Annotated in this window: 15 protein-coding genes; 6 read left to right on the top strand and 9 right to left on the bottom strand. The window is 64.9% G+C overall.

All coding sequences use genetic code 11. The annotated features are described in order from the left end of the window. The first annotated feature begins 130 nt into the window (after window positions 1-130). From J4E58_RS12500 to J4E58_RS12490, 3 genes are all read left to right on the top strand, one after another. Window positions 131-670, top strand: a complete 540-nt coding sequence (locus J4E58_RS12500) for a YaeQ family protein (protein ID WP_007923023.1) — start codon at window positions 131-133, stop codon at window positions 668-670. A 61-nt stretch (window positions 671-731) separates the two neighbouring features. Further along, a complete protein-coding gene (recJ, locus tag J4E58_RS12495; protein WP_087091345.1) occupies window positions 732-2,441 on the top strand; it encodes a single-stranded-DNA-specific exonuclease RecJ in 1,710 nt (569 codons plus the stop codon). Between the two features lie 294 nt (window positions 2,442-2,735). Then, complete coding sequence (locus J4E58_RS12490; protein ID WP_087091346.1) at window positions 2,736-3,842, top strand: NADH:flavin oxidoreductase/NADH oxidase; 1,107 nt, start codon at window positions 2,736-2,738, stop codon at window positions 3,840-3,842. A gap of 216 nt (window positions 3,843-4,058) precedes the next feature. On the opposite strand, the gene J4E58_RS12485 is transcribed toward J4E58_RS12490, so the two are convergent. Then, window positions 4,059-5,678, bottom strand: coding sequence for a glucan biosynthesis protein D (locus J4E58_RS12485; protein WP_087091347.1), 1,620 nt, complete (start codon window positions 5,676-5,678; stop codon window positions 4,059-4,061). Window positions 5,679-5,869: 191 nt separating this feature from the next. On the opposite strand from J4E58_RS12485, the gene J4E58_RS12480 reads away from it, so the two are divergent. Further along, entirely contained in the window at window positions 5,870-6,403 is a 534-nt protein-coding gene (locus tag J4E58_RS12480; RefSeq protein WP_087091348.1) for a GNAT family N-acetyltransferase, read from the top strand. Window positions 6,404-6,465: 62 nt separating this feature from the next. Here J4E58_RS12480 and J4E58_RS12475 read toward each other — a convergent pair whose 3' ends face one another. Continuing rightward, entirely contained in the window at window positions 6,466-6,762 is a 297-nt protein-coding gene (locus J4E58_RS12475; RefSeq protein WP_087091349.1) for a hypothetical protein, read from the bottom strand. Window positions 6,763-6,928: 166 nt separating this feature from the next. Here J4E58_RS12475 and J4E58_RS12470 point away from each other — a divergent pair, with 166 nt between their 5' ends. Next, window positions 6,929-7,357, top strand: a complete 429-nt coding sequence (locus J4E58_RS12470; RefSeq protein WP_256583131.1) for a hypothetical protein — start codon at window positions 6,929-6,931, stop codon at window positions 7,355-7,357. Between the two features lie 128 nt (window positions 7,358-7,485). On the opposite strand, the gene J4E58_RS12465 is transcribed toward J4E58_RS12470, so the two are convergent. The 7 genes from J4E58_RS12465 to J4E58_RS12435 form a co-directional block, all read right to left on the bottom strand. After that, the gene (locus J4E58_RS12465; RefSeq protein ID WP_087091482.1) at window positions 7,486-8,910 is read right to left on the bottom strand and encodes a gamma-aminobutyraldehyde dehydrogenase; all 1,425 of its coding nucleotides are present in this window, start codon (window positions 8,908-8,910) and stop codon (window positions 7,486-7,488) included. A gap of 160 nt (window positions 8,911-9,070) precedes the next feature. Continuing rightward, complete coding sequence (locus J4E58_RS12460) at window positions 9,071-9,898, bottom strand: ABC transporter permease (RefSeq protein WP_087091351.1); 828 nt, start codon at window positions 9,896-9,898, stop codon at window positions 9,071-9,073. Then, window positions 9,888-10,835 carry an ABC transporter permease gene (locus J4E58_RS12455; protein ID WP_009042342.1) on the bottom strand — a complete coding sequence of 316 codons (948 nt, stop codon included), beginning with the start codon at window positions 10,833-10,835 and terminating at the stop codon, window positions 9,888-9,890. Before J4E58_RS12455 ends, J4E58_RS12460 begins: the two co-directional genes overlap by 11 nt. Before the next feature lies 1 nt (window position 10,836). Then, window positions 10,837-11,874, bottom strand: a complete 1,038-nt coding sequence (locus J4E58_RS12450; RefSeq protein WP_087091352.1) for an ABC transporter ATP-binding protein — start codon at window positions 11,872-11,874, stop codon at window positions 10,837-10,839. A 161-nt stretch (window positions 11,875-12,035) separates the two neighbouring features. Beyond that, window positions 12,036-13,187 carry a putative ABC transporter substrate-binding protein YdcS gene (gene ydcS / locus J4E58_RS12445; RefSeq protein ID WP_087091353.1) on the bottom strand — a complete coding sequence of 384 codons (1,152 nt, stop codon included), beginning with the start codon at window positions 13,185-13,187 and terminating at the stop codon, window positions 12,036-12,038. 87 nt (window positions 13,188-13,274) lie between these two features. Next, complete coding sequence (locus tag J4E58_RS12440) at window positions 13,275-14,765, bottom strand: gamma-aminobutyraldehyde dehydrogenase (protein ID WP_087091354.1); 1,491 nt, start codon at window positions 14,763-14,765, stop codon at window positions 13,275-13,277. Window positions 14,766-14,869: 104 nt separating this feature from the next. Continuing rightward, entirely contained in the window at window positions 14,870-15,784 is a 915-nt protein-coding gene (locus J4E58_RS12435; RefSeq protein WP_037035125.1) for a LysR family transcriptional regulator, read from the bottom strand. Window positions 15,785-15,974: 190 nt separating this feature from the next. Here J4E58_RS12435 and J4E58_RS12430 point away from each other — a divergent pair, with 190 nt between their 5' ends. Next, complete coding sequence (locus J4E58_RS12430) at window positions 15,975-16,700, top strand: tellurite resistance TerB family protein (RefSeq protein ID WP_087091355.1); 726 nt, start codon at window positions 15,975-15,977, stop codon at window positions 16,698-16,700. The last annotated feature ends 193 nt before the right edge of the window (window positions 16,701-16,893 follow it).

Below are 16,893 nucleotides of genomic sequence, written 5' to 3'. Positions count from 1 at the left end.
AAGATTGGACGGTAGAGCGTTTTAACATAGCCCGGCGCTCCCTCGCCAAAGGATGATGGTGCGCGATTCGTGGATTGGCGCGTGCATCGGTTAGACTTGCCGCCTTTCCTCGTATCAAGAAGCCCCGTCCATGGCCCAGCCGTCTACCACCTACAAGTTTGAATTGAACCTGACTGACCTCGATCGCGGGGTGTACGAAAGCGTCAAGCAAACCATCGCCCGCCATCCGTCGGAAACTGAAGAGCGTATGACCGTGCGTCTGCTGGCCTACGCCCTTTGGTACAACGAACACCTGTCGTTCGGTCGTGGCCTGTCGGAAGTGGATGAGCCGGCCCTGTGGGAAAAAAGCCTGGACGACCGCGTGCTGCACTGGATCGAAGTCGGCCAGCCGGACGCCGAGCGCCTGACCTGGTGTTCGCGCCGTACCGAGCGCACCAGCCTGCTGGCCTACGGCAGCCTGCGTGTGTGGCAGACCCGCGTAGTGGACGCGGTGAAGAACCTGAAGAACCTCAATATCGCCGGCGTGCCCCAGGACGTCCTGGAAGTCCTGGCCAAGGACATGCCGCGCGTTATCAAGTGGGACGTGATGATCAGCGAAGGCACGATCTTCGTCACCGACGATCGCGGCCAGCACGAAGTCCAGCTGGAATGGCTGCTGGGCGAACGCTGAGTTCGCCACGCCGCGTTGTTTCGCCGTATCCCCCGTATCGAAGAGAAGCTTCTGTCACCCCATGCGTATCGAACCTCGTGAGTTGCCCGCCACCCTGCCGTTTCTCGGTGATCTGCCGCCGTTGCTGACCCGCCTGTACGCCGCCCGTGGCGTGCAGTCCGAGGCCGAGCTGGACAAAAGCCTGGCGCGGCTGATCCCGTTCCAGCAGCTCAAGGGCATCGAGGCCGCGGTGGACCTGCTGGTGACGGCGCTGGAGCAGCGCGAACGCATCCTGATCGTCGGCGACTTCGACGCCGACGGTGCCACCGCCAGTACCGTGGGCATGCTCGGCCTGCGCCTGCTGGGCGCGGCCCATGTCGATTACCTGGTGCCGAACCGTTTCGAATATGGCTACGGCCTGACCCCGGAAATCGTCGCGGTGGCCCTGGAGCGCAAGCCCCAGCTGCTGATCACCGTGGACAACGGCATCTCCAGTGTCGAGGGCGTGGCGGCGGCCAAGGCGGCCGGGCTGAAAGTGCTGGTCACCGACCACCACTTGCCGGGCCACGAGTTGCCGGCGGCGGATGCCATCGTCAACCCGAACCAGCCTGGCTGCGAGTTCCCGAGCAAGGCGCTGGCCGGCGTCGGGGTGATCTTCTATGTGCTGATGGCGCTGCGCGCCCGCCTGCGCAGCCTTGGCTGGTACGAAGCCAAGCCGCAGCCGAATATCGGCGAGCTGCTGGACCTGGTGGCGTTGGGCAGTGTGGCCGACGTGGTGCCGCTGGACGCCAACAACCGCATCCTGGTGCACCAGGGGCTGGAGCGGATTCGCGCCGGGCGCGCGCGGCCGGGGATCAAGGCGATCCTCGAAGTGGCCAAGCGCGAGGCGTCGCGCATCACCTCCACCGACCTGGGCTTCATCCTCGGCCCACGGTTGAATGCCGCCGGTCGCCTGGACGATATGAGCCTGGGCATCGAATGCCTGCTCAGCCATGACATGGCCCTGGCGCGGGAAATGGCCAGCCAGCTGGACGAGTTGAACCAGGACCGCAAATCCATCGAACAGGGCATGCAGCGCGAAGCCCTGGCCCAGCTCAAGGACTTGCCGGTGGAGTCGATGCCGTTTGGTCTGTGCCTGTTCGAGCCCGACTGGCACCAGGGAGTGATCGGGATTCTCGCTTCGCGGCTGAAGGAGCGTTACCACCGGCCGACTATCGCCTTTGCCGACGCCGGCGAAGGCATGCTCAAGGGGTCGGCGCGTTCGGTGCCGGGCTTTCATATCCGCGATGCCCTGGACGCGGTGGCGGCCAAACATCCGGACCTGATCAGCAAGTTCGGCGGTCACGCCATGGCTGCCGGCCTGTCGCTGCCGGAGCAGAATTTCCCGGCCTTCGCCGAGGCCTTCGATGCCGAGGTGCGCCGCCAGCTGCGCGAGGAAGACCTGACCGGGCGCCTGTTGTCGGACGGCACCCTGGCGGTGGAAGAGTTCCACCTCGAACTGGCCCGCGCCCTGCGCCATGCCGGACCCTGGGGCCAGCACTTTCCCGAGCCGCTGTTCCATGGCATGTTCCAGCTGGTGGAGCAGCGCGTCGTCGGCGAGCGCCACCTCAAGGTGGTACTGCGCAGCGAATGCGGTTCGGTGAAACTCGACGGCATTGCCTTCGGCATCGACCGCGATATCTGGCCGAACCCGACCATCCGCTGGGTGGAGCTGGCCTACAAGCTGGACCTCAACGAGTTCCGCGGCCAGGAAACGGTGCAACTGATGATTGCCCATATCGAACCGCGCTGACCCGCGCGGACGCTTTCGCGGGCAAGCCTCGCTCCTACGAACGGTGGGCGCTGCTTCTGTAGGAGCCAGGCTTGCCGGCGAAGAGGACGCTGCGGTGTACCAGGCCGGGCACCGACAAAGTGCATCGGAACCCTGCTGGTCGCGCCGTTGTCGACTAGGCTCTAAACACTGCTTGATTGGCCTTGTGACGTTTTGTCCTTTTTCTCCCGCGGGGGCGGGCGCTGTTCCTTTCCAGTCACTCGTCGACTTTTCAAACAGAACCCTGGAGCCTGACCACTGATCGAGAGGTGCCCCATGAGTCTGCTGCTTGAGCCCTATACCCTTCGTCAACTGACCTTACTCAACCGCATCGCGGTATCGCCCATGTGCCAGTACTCCAGCGTAGATGGACTGGCCAATGACTGGCACCTGGTGCACCTCGGCAGTCGTGCCGTGGGCGGCGCCGGACTGATTTTCACCGAGGCCACGGCGGTCACCGCCGACGGGCGCATCACCGCCCAGGACCTCGGCCTGTGGAACGACGAACAGATCGCACTCTTGCAACGCATCACCCGGTTCATCACCGCCCAGGGCGCGGTCGCCGGCATCCAGCTGGCCCACGCCGGACGCAAGGCCAGCACCCATCGGCCATGGCTGGGCAAGCATGGCAGCGTCAAGCCCGAGGAGGGCGGCTGGGTCCCGGTTGGCCCTTCGCCGATTGCCTTCGACCCGCAACACACGCCGCCGACCCAGCTCGACGAAGGGCAGATCGCCGCGATCGTCCAGGCCTTCGTCGATTCGGCCAAACGCGCCCTGGTCGCCGGTTTCAAGGTGGTCGAAGTGCATGCCGCCCACGGCTACCTGCTGCATCAATTCCTCTCGCCCCTGAGCAATCAGCGCCGCGACCAGTACGGTGGCTCCTTCGATAACCGCATTCGCCTGGTCCTGCAGGTGTGTGAGGCGGTGCGGGCGGTCTGGCCGGAAGAGTTGCCGCTGTTCGTCCGGGTGTCGGCCACCGACTGGGTGGAGGATGGCTGGAATCCGGACGAAACCGTCGAGCTGGCCTGCCGCCTGAAAGCATTGGGGGTGGACCTGATCGATGTCTCGTCGGGCGGCACCGCGGTCAATGCCGAAATCCCCACTGGCCCGGGCTACCAGACCCGCTTCGCCGAACGGGTGCGCAAGGAGTCGGGGATCGCCACCGGTACCGTGGGCATGATCACCGAGCCGGCCCAGGCCGAGCATATTCTGCGCACCTGCCAGGCCGACATCATCTTCCTCGCCCGGGAGCTGCTGCGCGACCCGTACTGGCCGCTGCATGCCGACGACGACCTGAGCGGGCACAAGGCGATCTGGCCGGCGCAATACCAGCGCGCGACCCATCGCGACCAGCCGATTCACGAGTCGGATCTGCGCGAGTGAGCTGCGCGGAGGCATAAAAAAACCGGCCTGTGAGGGCCGGTTTTTTTGTGCCGTGTCGTGTAACCGCGAGCTGTAGCCGCTGCCGCAGGCTGCGATGGGCCGCGTAGCGGACCGCCTCTGGACACAACGGTCGATCGCTCCATCCGAGGCGCCCGTTTACGACCGGTTCCCGGTCGATCGCAGCCTGCGGCAGCGGCTACAGGCAATAGTGCTTGCTCAGCTGTACTTGCGCTTGTCCGGTGCCGGCGGGAAGTACTGGTACAGCCAGGTTTCGCTCAGGGTGCGATCGTTGCTGCGGATGAACAGCCGCAGTTCCACCGGATCGACGCTGTCGTTGGTCGGGTACCAGTCGAAGAGCACGCGATAACCCTGGATCTCGTCCAGCTTCAGCACGTGGAAATCCTTGACCTGACCATTCGACGCGGTGACCACCGGCTCGATGCCGGTGCCCTCCGGCAGCCGCTCCAGCCCGCCGCCGTTGAAGTCCACGGCGAAGCGCCGGGCCCAGACCGGCGGATAATGCTCGCCCGGCGCCCAGCCTTCGACGAAGCCGCCCATGCCCGAACGGGTGGCGTTGACCCGCGCCAGCGGCGTGCCCACCGGTGGCAGGGCGCTCCAGTACAGCTTGTAGCCGTAGTTCAGCGAATCCCCGGCGGCCAGCGGTGTTTTCGGGGTCCAGAAGGCCACGATATTGTCCAGGGTCTCGCCGGTGGTGGGGATCTCCAGCAGGTCGACCGAGCCTTCGCCCCAGGCGGTGGTCGGCTCGACCCACAGGCTCGGGCGCCGGCTGTACCAGTCCACGGTGTCCTGGTAGTTGGCGAACTCGTGGTCGGTCTGCACCAGGCCGAAACCCTTCGGGTCCTTGTCGGCGAAGGCGTTGAACTGCAGGGTCGCCGGGTTGTTCAGCGGACGGCAGATCCACTCGCCGTTGCCGCGCCACATGGCCAGGCGGTCCGAGTCGTGGATCTGCGGATGGATGGTGTCGCACATGCGCCGCTCATGGGGGCCGCAGCTGAACATGCTGGTCATCGGCGCGATGCCCAGTTGTTCGATGGCGGTGCGGGCATTGACGTGCGCATCGACGTCCATCACCACGCGCTCGGCCTGGCAGTCGATGTCAAAGCGGTAGGCGCCGGTGGCGCTGGGCGAATCGAGCAGTGCATAGACCACGAAACGGGTGCTGTCCTTGTCCGGGGTCTCGAACCAGAACTGGGTGAAGTCGGGGAATTCTTCGCGCTTCTTGGCGTAGGTGTCGATCGCCAGGCCACGGGCCGAGAGGCCGTACTGGCCGGTCTTGTCCACCGCGCGGAAATAGCTGGCGCCGAGGAAGGACACCACATCGTGCCTGTCCAGCTCCGGGGCCTTGAACAGCTTGAAGCCGGCAAAACCCAGGTCGCCCTTGAGCTGCGCGGTGTCGACGCTGGTGTTCTGGTAGTTGAACAGCGACGGGCGGAAATGCACTTCCCGCGCCTGCCGGGTCTTGGCGTCGACGCTGTGCATGCGCACCGGCTGCTTGAAGCCCATGCCGACGTGGAAGAACTGCACGTCCAGCTGGCCGTTCAGCTCCTTCCACAGCGAGTGGTTGCCGTCGTACCGGATCGCGTTGAAGTTCTGCGGGGTCATGGTCGCCAGGGTCGGCGGCAGCACCTGCTTGGTGTCCACGTAGGGTTTGCCGGCCAACTGCTTGGCCCGGGCCTTGAGAATCTCGAAATCGAAGGCCTGCGCCTCGCCGTCGGCGGCGCCCGCCCAGGCCCGGGTGGCCAGCAGACCCGTGGCTGACAGGCCGGTGTAGGCGGCCAGCGCCATGGATGCTTTCAGAAGATGCCTGCGATGCATAAGTGAACCTTGTCAGGAGATCCCGAGCCCTTCCTGGCTGCGCTGGATCGGAAATGGAGGTTCGGTCATGCCTTCGGCCAAACACAACGGACTTTTAACAGCGGGCGGATAGAATAATCGGTTCGCCCGAGGCAAAAAATGCCCCGCGTGTATCGATACGTAAAACCACGGACGGCTTCAGGAAAACCCACATGCTCAATGAACGCCTTTTGACCTCGCAAGACATCCCGCTGTTCAAACTGATTGACCGCGCGGAACTGATCGAAGAGTTCTACCGCCTGCAGGACGGGCAACTGCTGGGTTATCCCCAGCGCGAGGTGGTGACCGGCTGGCCGCCCGGCGAAGCCGAGCATGACGAGCGGGTCTTGCAGGCGTGTGAACAGCGCGGCGGCTGGCTGTATGGGGTGTTCGACGAACACCGGCTGGCCGCCGCCGCGGTGGTCGATTGCCTGGTGATCCACAACGCCGGCCTGCGGCTGCGGCAGTTGAAGTTCCTGCATGTCAGCCACGCGTATCGCGGGCGCGGCCTGGGCCAGCGCTTGTTCGGCCTGGCCGCCGAGCAGGCACGGCGCATGGGCGGCGAGGGGCTGTATGTCTCGGCCACGCCGTCGCGCAACACTGTGGATTTCTATCGCCGCCTGGGCTGCGAGCTGTTGGCGGCCCCCGATCCAGAGCTGTATCGCCTGGAGCCCGAGGACATCCATCTGTACCTCAGGTTGCCCTGATTTTCAGCGGGTTGGCACCAGGTCGGCCGGTTGGATGAACGGCATCAGTGATTCGTGGGCTCCTACTGACTCAAGGGCATGAGCCACGGCACGGCACACAGCACCAGCACGCAGCCCAGCCACAGGCCCAGCCAGCGATAGTGGGCCGGCATGCGGCAGGCGTGCCAGCCTTTGGCGGCGGCATACACCAGGCTGACCTGGATCAGCACCAGGGACAGGACCCCGGTGGGGATCGCCAGGGCCGAGATAAAAGGCGCGGCGCCGGCGCCGGTCAGTACCAGGCCGAGTTGCAGGGCGGCGAACGGCAGCACCAGCCAGACGGCCACTTGCAGCATCAGGCTGACGATTCGCGAGGGCATGGACGCATCCTGGCTGCCGGAGAGATTTCAGCGCCACGGGCTGCGGAGCCAGGCGCTGTGTGGCGGCGGATGGTGCCGCAACTTGATCGGCTTGGCCAGACCTCGTTCAATAGCCGCCTTTCAAGGAGATCGGGCAAATGAATTGCAGTTTTTCGGCGGGCGCGCGATGAAGTACAGGAAGACGCTGACGGTGCTGGTTTTACTGCTGTTCGCCTGCGCGCTGGTGTTCGTCTGCGCCTTGAACACCGTGCTTGAGCGCAAGCCCTATTCGAGCACCAGCCCCTCCGGCCGTTACCTGCTGCAGCATGCCTCGGCCGGTGGCCTGCTGGTGCCCTTCGGCGGCCTGGGCTACTTGCAAATCATCGACCTCAAGGAGCCGCAACGGGTCTATCGCACGCCCTTGATCGAAGACTGGTCGCTGGACCTGCGGATGTACGAGGACGACAACAGCATCAGCATCTTTGGCCTGGAGTTCATCAAGGCCAGCAAGACCTACATCATTCAGTGGCCGGACTGGGAGCACCACTGGCTCGATAGGTTCATCAGCAACACGCCCTACGAGTTCTGTGCTGAAACCGACGGTAATTGCTATTAGCCGGGCCGGCGGGGGCGCCGCCGGGCCTGGCCACATCGTTCTTTCATGCGTGTCGTGACCATCGTGGGCAAGCCTCGCTCTTACGAACCTGTACAACCCGTAGGAGCGAGGCTTGCCCGCGATGCCGGTCAGTGCTTGAACATCACATGGCGCACGACGGTGTAGTCCTCCAGCCCGTACAGGGACATGTCCTTGCCGTAGCCGGAGAGCTTCTGCCCGCCGTGGGGCATTTCGCTGACCAGCATGAAGTGGGTGTTGACCCAGGTGCAGCCGTATTGCAGGCGCGCCGAGAGGCGGTGGGCGCGGCCGACATCGGCGGTCCACACCGAGGAGGCCAGGCCGTACTCCGAGTCGTTGGCCCAGCCCAGGACCTGGGCCTCGTCGGCGAAGCGGGTGACCGAGACCACCGGCCCGAACACTTCGCGGCGGACGATTTCGTCGTCTTGCCGGGCGTCGGCCAGCACCGTCGGTTCGAAGAAGAAGCCGTTGCCGTCCACCGCCTTGCCGCCAGTGACCAGGCGGATGTGCGGCTGGGCGATGGCGCGCTCGACGAACCCGGCCACGCGGTCGCGGTGCTGGGCGCTGATCAGCGGGCCCAGTTCGGTGCCCGGGTCGCCCTGCAGGCCGTACTGGATGCTGGCGACCGCCGCGCCGAGCTTCTCGACGAAGCGCTCATAGATACCCTCCTGGGCATAGATGCGGCAGGCAGCGGTGCAATCCTGGCCGGCGTTGTAGAAACCGAAGGTGCGGATGCCTTCCACGGCGGCGTCGATGTCGGCGTCGTCGAAGATGATCACCGGTGCCTTGCCGCCCAGTTCCATGTGCAGGCGTTTGACGCTGTCGGCGGTGCTGGAAATGATGTTCGAGCCGGTGGCGATGGAGCCGGTGAGCGACACCATGCGCACCTTCGGATGGGTCACCAGCGGTTGGCCCACGGTGGCGCCGCGGCCGAACACCAGGTTCAGCACGCCGGCGGGAAAGATCGCCGCCGCCAGTTCGGCCAGGCGCAGGGCGGTCAGCGGGGTCTGCTCCGAGGGTTTGAGCACCACGGTATTGCCGGCGGCCAGGGCCGGGGCGATTTTCCAGGCGACCATCATCAGCGGGTAGTTCCACGGCGCGATGGAGGCGATCACCCCCACCGGGTCGCGACGGATCATCGAGGTGTGCCCCGGCAGGTATTCGCCGCCGGCCGAACCGCTGAGGCAGCGGCTGGCGCCGGCGAAGAAACGGAACACGTCGGCAATCGCCGGGATCTCGTCGTTCAAGGCCGCGCTCAGCGGCTTGCCGCAGTTGTCCGACTCCAGTCGGGCCAGTTCCTCGCCGTGGGCTTCGATGCTGTCGGCCAGCTTGAGCAACAGCAGCGAGCGTTCTTTCGGCACGGTTTGCGACCAGCTCTGGAACGCTGCGTCGGCGGCGCGCACCGCGGCATCGACCTGGGCTTCGCTGGCCTCGTTGATTTCCACCAGCACCTTGCCCAGCGCAGGGTTGAATACCGCCTGGGCAGGGCCTTCGCCGCTGACCAGTTGGCCGTTGATCAAGAGTTTGGTTTGCATGGTCATGTCCTCTTCGAATCTATTGTTTTTCTATGGAAACGAGCCTCCGTAGGAGCGAGGCTTGCCCGCGAATTCGTGGTGTCTGCCAACGTCAATGTTGAAGGTGACGGCCTCTTCGCGGGCAAGCCTCGCTCCTACAGACCCGGGTTCCAAGCCGGTTTTATTTGCCGCCGCTGCCCGCCACGCTTTCGCCGCCGCGGGTCAGGTAATAGGCGCCGAGGATCGGCAGCATGGTCACCAGCATCACCAGCATGGCGACGACGTTGGTCACCGGTACGTCCCGCGGCCGGCTGAGCTGGTTGAGCAGCCACAGCGGCAGGGTGCGTTCATGGCCGGCGGTGAAGGTGGTGACGATGATTTCGTCGAACGACAGGGCGAACGCCAGCATGCCGCCGGCCAGCAACGCCGAGCCGAGGTTCGGCAGGATGATGTAGCGGAAGGTCTGCCAGCCGTCGGCGCCCAGGTCCATCGAGGCTTCGATCAGGCTGTGGGAGGTGCGGCGCAGGCGGGCGATCACGTTGTTGTAGACAATCACCACGCAGAAGGTCGCGTGGCCAACGATGATGGTGAACATCCCCGGCTCGATCCCCAATGTCTTGAAGGTTGCCAGCAAGGCGATGCCGGTGATGATCCCGGGCAGGGCGATGGGCAGGATCAGCATCAGCGAAATGCCCTGTTTGCCGAAGAAGTCCCGCCGGTACAACGCCGCCGAGGCCAGGGTGCCGAGGACCATGGCGATCAGGGTGGCGATGGCGGCGATCTGCAACGACAGCTTGATGGCCTCGAGTACGTCGGGGCGGGCGAAGGCCACGCTGAACCACTTCAGGGTGAAGCCCTGGGGCGGAAAGCTGAAGGCCGCGTCTTCGGTATTGAAGGCGTAGAGGAAGATGATCAGGATCGGGAAATGCAGGAACAGCAGCCCGCCCCACGCGGCAAGGCGCAGGCCCAACGAGGCGTGTTCTCCGTGCTTGGCTGAGTCAGAGCGCATCGAAGGCCCCCAGGCGTTTGACGATGGACAGGTAAATGGCGATCAGCACGATCGGCACCAGGGTGAAGGCGGCGGCCATCGGCATGTTGCCGATTGCCCCTTGCTGGGCGTAGACCATGCTGCCGACGAAGTAGCCGGGCGGGCCCACCAGCTGCGGCACAATGAAGTCGCCCAGGGTCAGGGAGAAGGTGAAGATCGAGCCGGCGGCGATGCCCGGCACCGACAGCGGCAGGATCACCTGCATGAAGGTCTGGCGGGGCTTGGCGCCGAGGTCGGCGGAGGCTTGCAGCAAGGACGGCGGCAGGCGTTCCAGGGAGGCCTGGATCGGCAGGATCATGAACGGCAGCCAGATGTAGACGAACACCATGAAGCGCCCCAGGTGCGAGGTCGACAGGGTGCTGCCGCCGACCCCGGGAATCCCCAGGATGAACTGCAACAACGGCTCCAGCCCCAGGTGCTGGACGAACCACTGGGCCACGCCGCCCTTGGCCAGCAGCAGGGTCCAGGCGTAGGCCTTGACGATGTAGCTGGCCCACATCGGCAGCATCACCGCGATGTAGAAGAACGCCTTGGTCTTGCCGCTGGTGTAGCGCGCCATGTAGTAGGCGATGGGGAAGGCGACCACGGCGCTGGCGAGCGATACGGCGATGGCCATGCTCAGGGTGCGCAGGATGATGTCGAAGTTCGACGGCTGGAACAGCGCGGCGAAGTTGGCCAGGGTCAGGTCCGGGGTGACCGCCATGGTGAAGTCGTCGAAGGTGTAGAAGCCCTGCCAGAGCAGGATCAGCAAGGAGCCCAGGTAAATCGCGCCGAACCAGAGCAGCGGCGGCACCAGCAGCAGCGCCAGGTACAGGTTCGGCCGTCGGTACAGCAGGTTGGAAAAGCGCCGCAGCGGCGAGCCGCCGGGGCTTTGGGAAGTGATCGCCAGGGTGCTCATGTCACACCCCGCTCGCCAGGGTATCGGCCAGCGGGATCATCGCTGCGCGGGCCCAGCGCGCGCTGAGGCGTTGCCCGGTCTGGTGCTGGGCGCCGCTGTCCAGCCATTGGTCGTTGGCCCGGCTGATGCTGAGGGTCTGGCCGTTGTCCAGTTGCAGTTCGTAGCGGGTGGCGCTGCCCTGGTACTGGATATCGTGCAGCAGGCCGCTGACTTCGATCTCATGGCTGGGCAGCGGGCCTTCGGCGAAACGCACATGTTCCGGGCGGATCGAGAAGGGCCGCTGGCTGCCGCTCAGGCGTTCGGCCAGCTCGCCGCGAATCACGTTGGAGGTGCCGACGAACTCGGCGACGAAGGTGGTGGCCGGTTTCATGTACAGGTTGCGCGGGCTGTCGACCTGCTCGATGCGGCCCTTGTTGAACACCGCCACGCGGTCGGACATCGACAGGGCTTCGGTCTGGTCGTGGGTGACGAAGATGAAGGTGATGCCGAGCTGGCGCTGCAGCTTCTTCAGTTCGCCTTGCATCTGTTCGCGCAGTTTCAGGTCCAGCGCCCCCAGGGGTTCGTCCAGCAGCAGGACCCGCGGCCGATTGACCAGCGCCCGGGCCAGGGCCACGCGCTGGCGCTGGCCGCCGGACAGCTGCACCGGCTTGCGCTCGCCGTAGCCTTGCAGGGCGACCATGGCCAGGGCTTCTTCGGCGCGCTTGAGGCGCTCGGACTTGGCGACGCCTTTGACTTTCAGGCCGTAGGCCACGTTGTCGCGCACGTTCATATGGGGAAACAGCGCGTAATCCTGGAACACGGTGTTGACGTCGCGCTGATAGGGCGGCAACCCGGTGGCTTCGGCCCCGTGGATGTGGATCGAGCCGGCGCTCGGCTGTTCGAAACCGGCGATCAGGCGCAGGCAGGTGGTCTTGCCCGAGCCGGAAGGGCCGAGCATGGAAAAGAACTCGCCGTCCTGGATATCGATGGACACCCGGTCAACGGCCTTCACCTCGCCAAACTGCCGGGAAACGTTGGTGAACTGGACTGCAAGCGTCATGGTGCGGTGCTCCGGGAAAGCGCGGAATCAGGTTTGGCGAAGAGCGCAGGAACTTGTAGCCGCTGCCGAAGGCTGCGATCGACCCCGAAGGGGGCGCAGGATCTTGAGATCGCTGAAGGCCTTCGGCCTTATCGCAGCCTGCGGCAGCGGCTACAGGGAACTCACCTGCCGCCCATGATTGCGATGTAATCCTGGGTCCAGCGGCTGTACGGCACGAACTTGCCGCCCTCGGCCTGCGGGGTTTTCCAGAAGGCGATCTTGTCGAACTGGTCGAAGCCGTTGGTCTTGCAGCCCTCGGCGCCCAGCAGTTGGCTTTCCTTGCAGGCCGCCGGCACGGCTGGCAGCGAGCCGAACCAGGCAGCGACGTCGCCCTGGACCTTCGGCGTGAGCGACCAGTCCATCCATTTGTAGGCACAGTTGGGGTGCTTGGCCTCGCTGTGCAGCATGGTGGTGTCGGCCCAGCCGGTGGCCCCTTCCTTGGGAATGGTCGAGGCGATCGGCTGTTTCTCGTTGATCAGGCCGTTGACCTGATACGGCCAGGAGCTGGCGGCGACCACGCCTTCGTTCTTGAAGTCGCTCATCTGCACCGTGGTGTCGTGCCAGTAGCGGTGGATCAGCGGTTGCTGGGCGCGCAGCAGGTCGAGCACCGCCTTGTACTGGGCCTCGGTCAGTTCGTAGGGATTCTGGATCCCCAGTTCCGGTTTCGTGCTCTTGAGGTACAACGCGGCATCGGCGATGTAGATCGGCCCGTCATAGGCCTGCACGCGGCCCTTGTTGGGCTTGCCGTCCGGCAGGTTCTGCGCGTCGAACAGCACGCTCCAGCTGGTCGGTGCCTGCTTGAAGACCTTGGTGTTGTACATCAGCACGTTCGGGCCCCACTGGTAGGGCGTGCCGTAGGTCTGCTTGTCGACCACGTACCAGGGCGCGTCCTTGAGGCGCGGGTCGAGGTTTTTCCAGTTGGGAATCAGCGCGGTGTTGATCGGCTGCACGCGCTTGCCGACGATCAGCCGCAGGGAGGCGTCGCCGGACGCGGTGACCAGGTCGTAGCCGCCCTTGGCCATCAGGCTGACCATCTCGTCGGAGGTGCCCGCGGTCTTGACGTTGACCTTGCAACCGGTCTCCTTCTCGAAGCCGGTGACCCAGTCGTAGTTCTTGTCGCTCTCGCCACGTTCGATGTAGCCGGGCCAGGCCACGATATCCAGCTGGCCTTCGCCGGCACCGACGGCCTTGAGCGGTTCGGCGGCCTGGAGGCTGGCGCTGGCCAGCAGGGCGGTGGTGATTGCACTGAGCAGTGCGGTCTTGTGCACGAACATGGGGAAACCCTCTTCTTCAAATTATGGTCGGGGCAGTTGTGAACGTGGTGGAGCGCGCCCTAAGGGCTTGTTATTAGCTTAGTGCCGTTATTCCAGGTCATTGCCGTGGCGGGCCATGATGTGCCGCACCACGCTGTAATCCTGCAGCGAATCGCTGGACAGGTCCTTGCCGTAGCCGGAGCGTTTCAAGCCGCCGTGGGGCATTTCGCTGGCCAGCATGAAATGGCTGTTGATCCAGGTGCAGCCGTATTGCAGGCGGGCCGCCACCTGCATGGCCTTGTCCAGGTTCTGGGTCCAGACCGACGAGGCCAGGCCGTATTCCGAGTCATTGGCCCAGTCCACCGCCTGCGCCAGCTCGTCGAAGCGGGTGACGGTGACCACCGGGCCGAACACTTCGCGCTGGACGATTTCATCCTGCTGCCGACAGCCGGCCAGCAGGGTCGGCTGGTAATAGAAGCCGGCGCCCGAATGCACCGCCGCGCCGGTCACCCGTTCGATATGCGGTTGGCCCAGGGCGCGTTCGACGAAGCTGGCCACGCGGTCGCGCTGGCGAGTGCTGATCAGTGGGCCGATCTCGTTGTCGGCATCGCGCTTGCCGGCGAACCGCAGGCTGCTCACGGCGGCACCCAGTTTGGCCACCAGACGGTCATGGATCCCGCCCTGGGCATAGATCCGGCAGGCCGCGGTGCAGTCCTGCCCGGCGTTGTAATAGCCGTAGTTGCGCACGCCCTCGACCACGGCCTGTAGGTCGGCGTCGTTGCAGACGATCACCGGGGCCTTGCCGCCCAGTTCCAGGTGCGTGCGTTTCAGGGTTTTCGAGGCGGCCTGGAGGATTTTCTGCCCGGTGACGATATCGCCGGTCAGCGACACCATGCGCACCTTGGGGTGGCTGACCAGGTGGCTGCCCACGCCTTCGCCACCGCCACAGACAATGTTCAGCACGCCGCGCGGCAGCAGTTCGGCCAGGGTCGGCGCCAGGGCCAGGATCGACAGCGGGGTATGCTCCGACGGCTTGAACACCAGGGTATTGCCGGCGGCCAGGGCCGGGGCGATCTTCCAGGCGGCCATCATGATCGGGTAGTTCCACGGCGCGATCGACGCCACCACGCCGATAGGATCGCGCCGCACCATGCTGGTGTAGCCCGGCAGGTACTCGCCGGCGAGCTGGCCGGTCTGGCAGCGCACGGCGCCGGCGAAAAAACGGAACACGTCGACGGTGGCGCCCAGATCGTCCTGGCGCGCCAGGTGCAGCGGCTTGCCGCAGTTCAGCGATTCCAGGCGGGCCAGGTGGTCGGCCTGCTTTTCCACGGCATCGGCAATCGCCAGGAGGATGTTCGAGCGTTGCTGGGGCGTGGTGCGCGACCAGTCGGTAAAGGCGCGGTGGGCGGCGAGGATCGCGCCTTCCACCTGTTCGTTGCTAGCCTCGGCGATCCGGGTCAGCACTTCGCCGGTAGCCGGGTTGAGGATAGGTTCGACAAGCCCTTGGCCAGCGACCAATTCGCCATCGATCAACAATGCGGTGGACAACGGAGTCTGCGCGCCAGCCATTTTCCGGGTTCTCTTTTCTTGTATGGCCATGGTGCTCTCCAGTGACGGAGGCCCGGCCCTCTCTGGACGGATGATCAGAGACTAGTGGCGGGGCCAGTGCTCGACAAATACCAAATACTGAATGCAGCGTTCGATTAAATAGATGGCTTGCGCCCGCCGTGGGGCTGTTCACGAGCCACGGTCAGGAACGGGTCGACCAGCGCCGGGCGCGCCGTGCCCCGGCGCCAGGCCAGGCCGACATCGAGGGTCTGGCTGAGGTCGGCGATGGGCCGGGCCTCGATGATGTCGCCTTCCAGCGACCAGGGGCGATAGGTCATGTCCGGCTGGATCGACACCCCAAGCCCGGCCGCCACCAGGCTGCGCACCGCTTCGGTGGAGGCGGTGCGCAAGGTGATGCGCGGTTGCAGGCCGGCGCCGGACCACAGGCGCTGGGCATTGCGGTCCATTTCATCGACGTTGAGCTGGATCAGCGGCTCGCGAGCGACATCCGCCAGGCTGATGCTGTCGTGTTCCAGTAGCGGGTGCTGGGCGGGCAGCCACAGGCGGTGGGGGGAGTGGGTCAGCACTTCGGTCTGCAGGGCGTGGCGGTCTTCGAGATTGGAGAGGATCAACACCCCGACGTCGATTTCGCCGCTGACCAACAAGTGCTCGATGTAGGGGCGCTCATCCTCCATCACGCGGATTTCCACATTGGGGTAGGCGCGCTGGAAACGTGTGAGCAAGTCCGCCAGGTAGTAACCGGCGACCAGGCTGGTCACGCCGACGATCAACTGGCCGGCCACCTGGTCGGTGCTCTGTTGCAGGCTGCGCTTGGCATTGTCGACCGTGGCCAGGATCAGGTGCGCCTGGCGCAGGAACTGGTGGCCCTGGTGAGTCAGGGTCATGCCCTTGGCATGGCGGTTGAACAGGTTGACGCCGATTTCCTGTTCGAGCTGCTGGATCGCCAGGGTCAGAGTCGACTGGGAAATGAACACCGCCTGGGCGGCGGACGAGATCGAGCCGGTCTCGGCCACGGCGATGAAGTGACGGATCTGGCGCAAGGTCATCATGGGCAATCACCGGTCAGGCGGTTTTATCGATTTTTTCGAGTGTATATCTTTTTAATCGAAGGGCTGCCCAGGCGTATGGCCGGGCCCGGCGAAGCAACATCTGGAAGCACACTCGAGCCCAGGATCGGGGCACTTCGATCTAGGCTGGTGGCCTTATTGATTCGATCAACTCAAGTTGCTGGAGGTTTGGATGAACACCCGTGGATTGCTCGATCAATTGCTCAGGTCTGGCCAGGACCTGTTGCAGAACAAGGCCGGGGCGCGGCAGAACAAGGCATCCGCTGCCGACAAGGGCGCGCTGGGCGGGTTGCTCGGTGGCGGTTCCGGCGGGCTCGGCAGCCTGTTGTCCGGTGCTGGCGGCGGGGCGTTGGCGGCCGGCGCCATGGGCCTGCTGCTGGGCAATAAAAAAGCCCGCAAATTCGGCGGTAAGGCGCTGACCTATGGCGGCCTGGCTGCGCTGGGTGTGATCGCCTACAAGGCCTACGGCAACTGGCAGGCGCAGCAGGCCGGCGCGCCGAAAAGCGAGCCGCAGACCCTCGACCGCCTGCCCGCGCAGCAGGTCGAACAGCACAGCCAGGCGATCCTCAAGGCGCTGGTGGCCGCGGCCAAGGCCGATGGCCATATCGACGAACGCGAGCGCGCCCTGATCGAAGGTGAGTTCACCCGGCTGGACAACGATCAGGAGCTGCAGCACTGGCTGCACGCCGAACTCAACAAACCCCTGGACCCGGCGGATGTGGCGCGTGCCGCCGGCAGCCCGGAAATGGCCGCCGAAATGTACGTCGCCAGCGTGATGCTGGTGGACGAGGAAAACTTCATGGAAAAGGCCTATCTGGATGAGCTGGCGCGTCAACTCAAGCTGGAGCCGGGGTTGAAACTCGAACTGGAAAAACAGGTGCGCCAGGCCAATCTTTGACGCCAATCGGGCGTGCGCTGGAGAAAGCTTCGCACGCCCTCTTTGATGGCAGAAATGCCCTCTGCTTATGCCGGATCATCACTGGCGGCGCTCGAGTCATCTGGCGGAAAGTAGCCCTCCAGAGCGGACCCTGCCTTTCGCTCTGAGTGAGACGTGGTGCGCAATACGCTGATAAATGATGGCACGCCCTCGG

Origin of the sequence: Pseudomonas sp. FW305-25, assembly GCF_017351415.1 — a bacterium.
Lineage (GTDB): Bacteria > Pseudomonadota > Gammaproteobacteria > Pseudomonadales > Pseudomonadaceae > Aquipseudomonas > Aquipseudomonas chlororaphis.
This window is presented reverse-complemented; position numbering and strand designations above follow the sequence as displayed.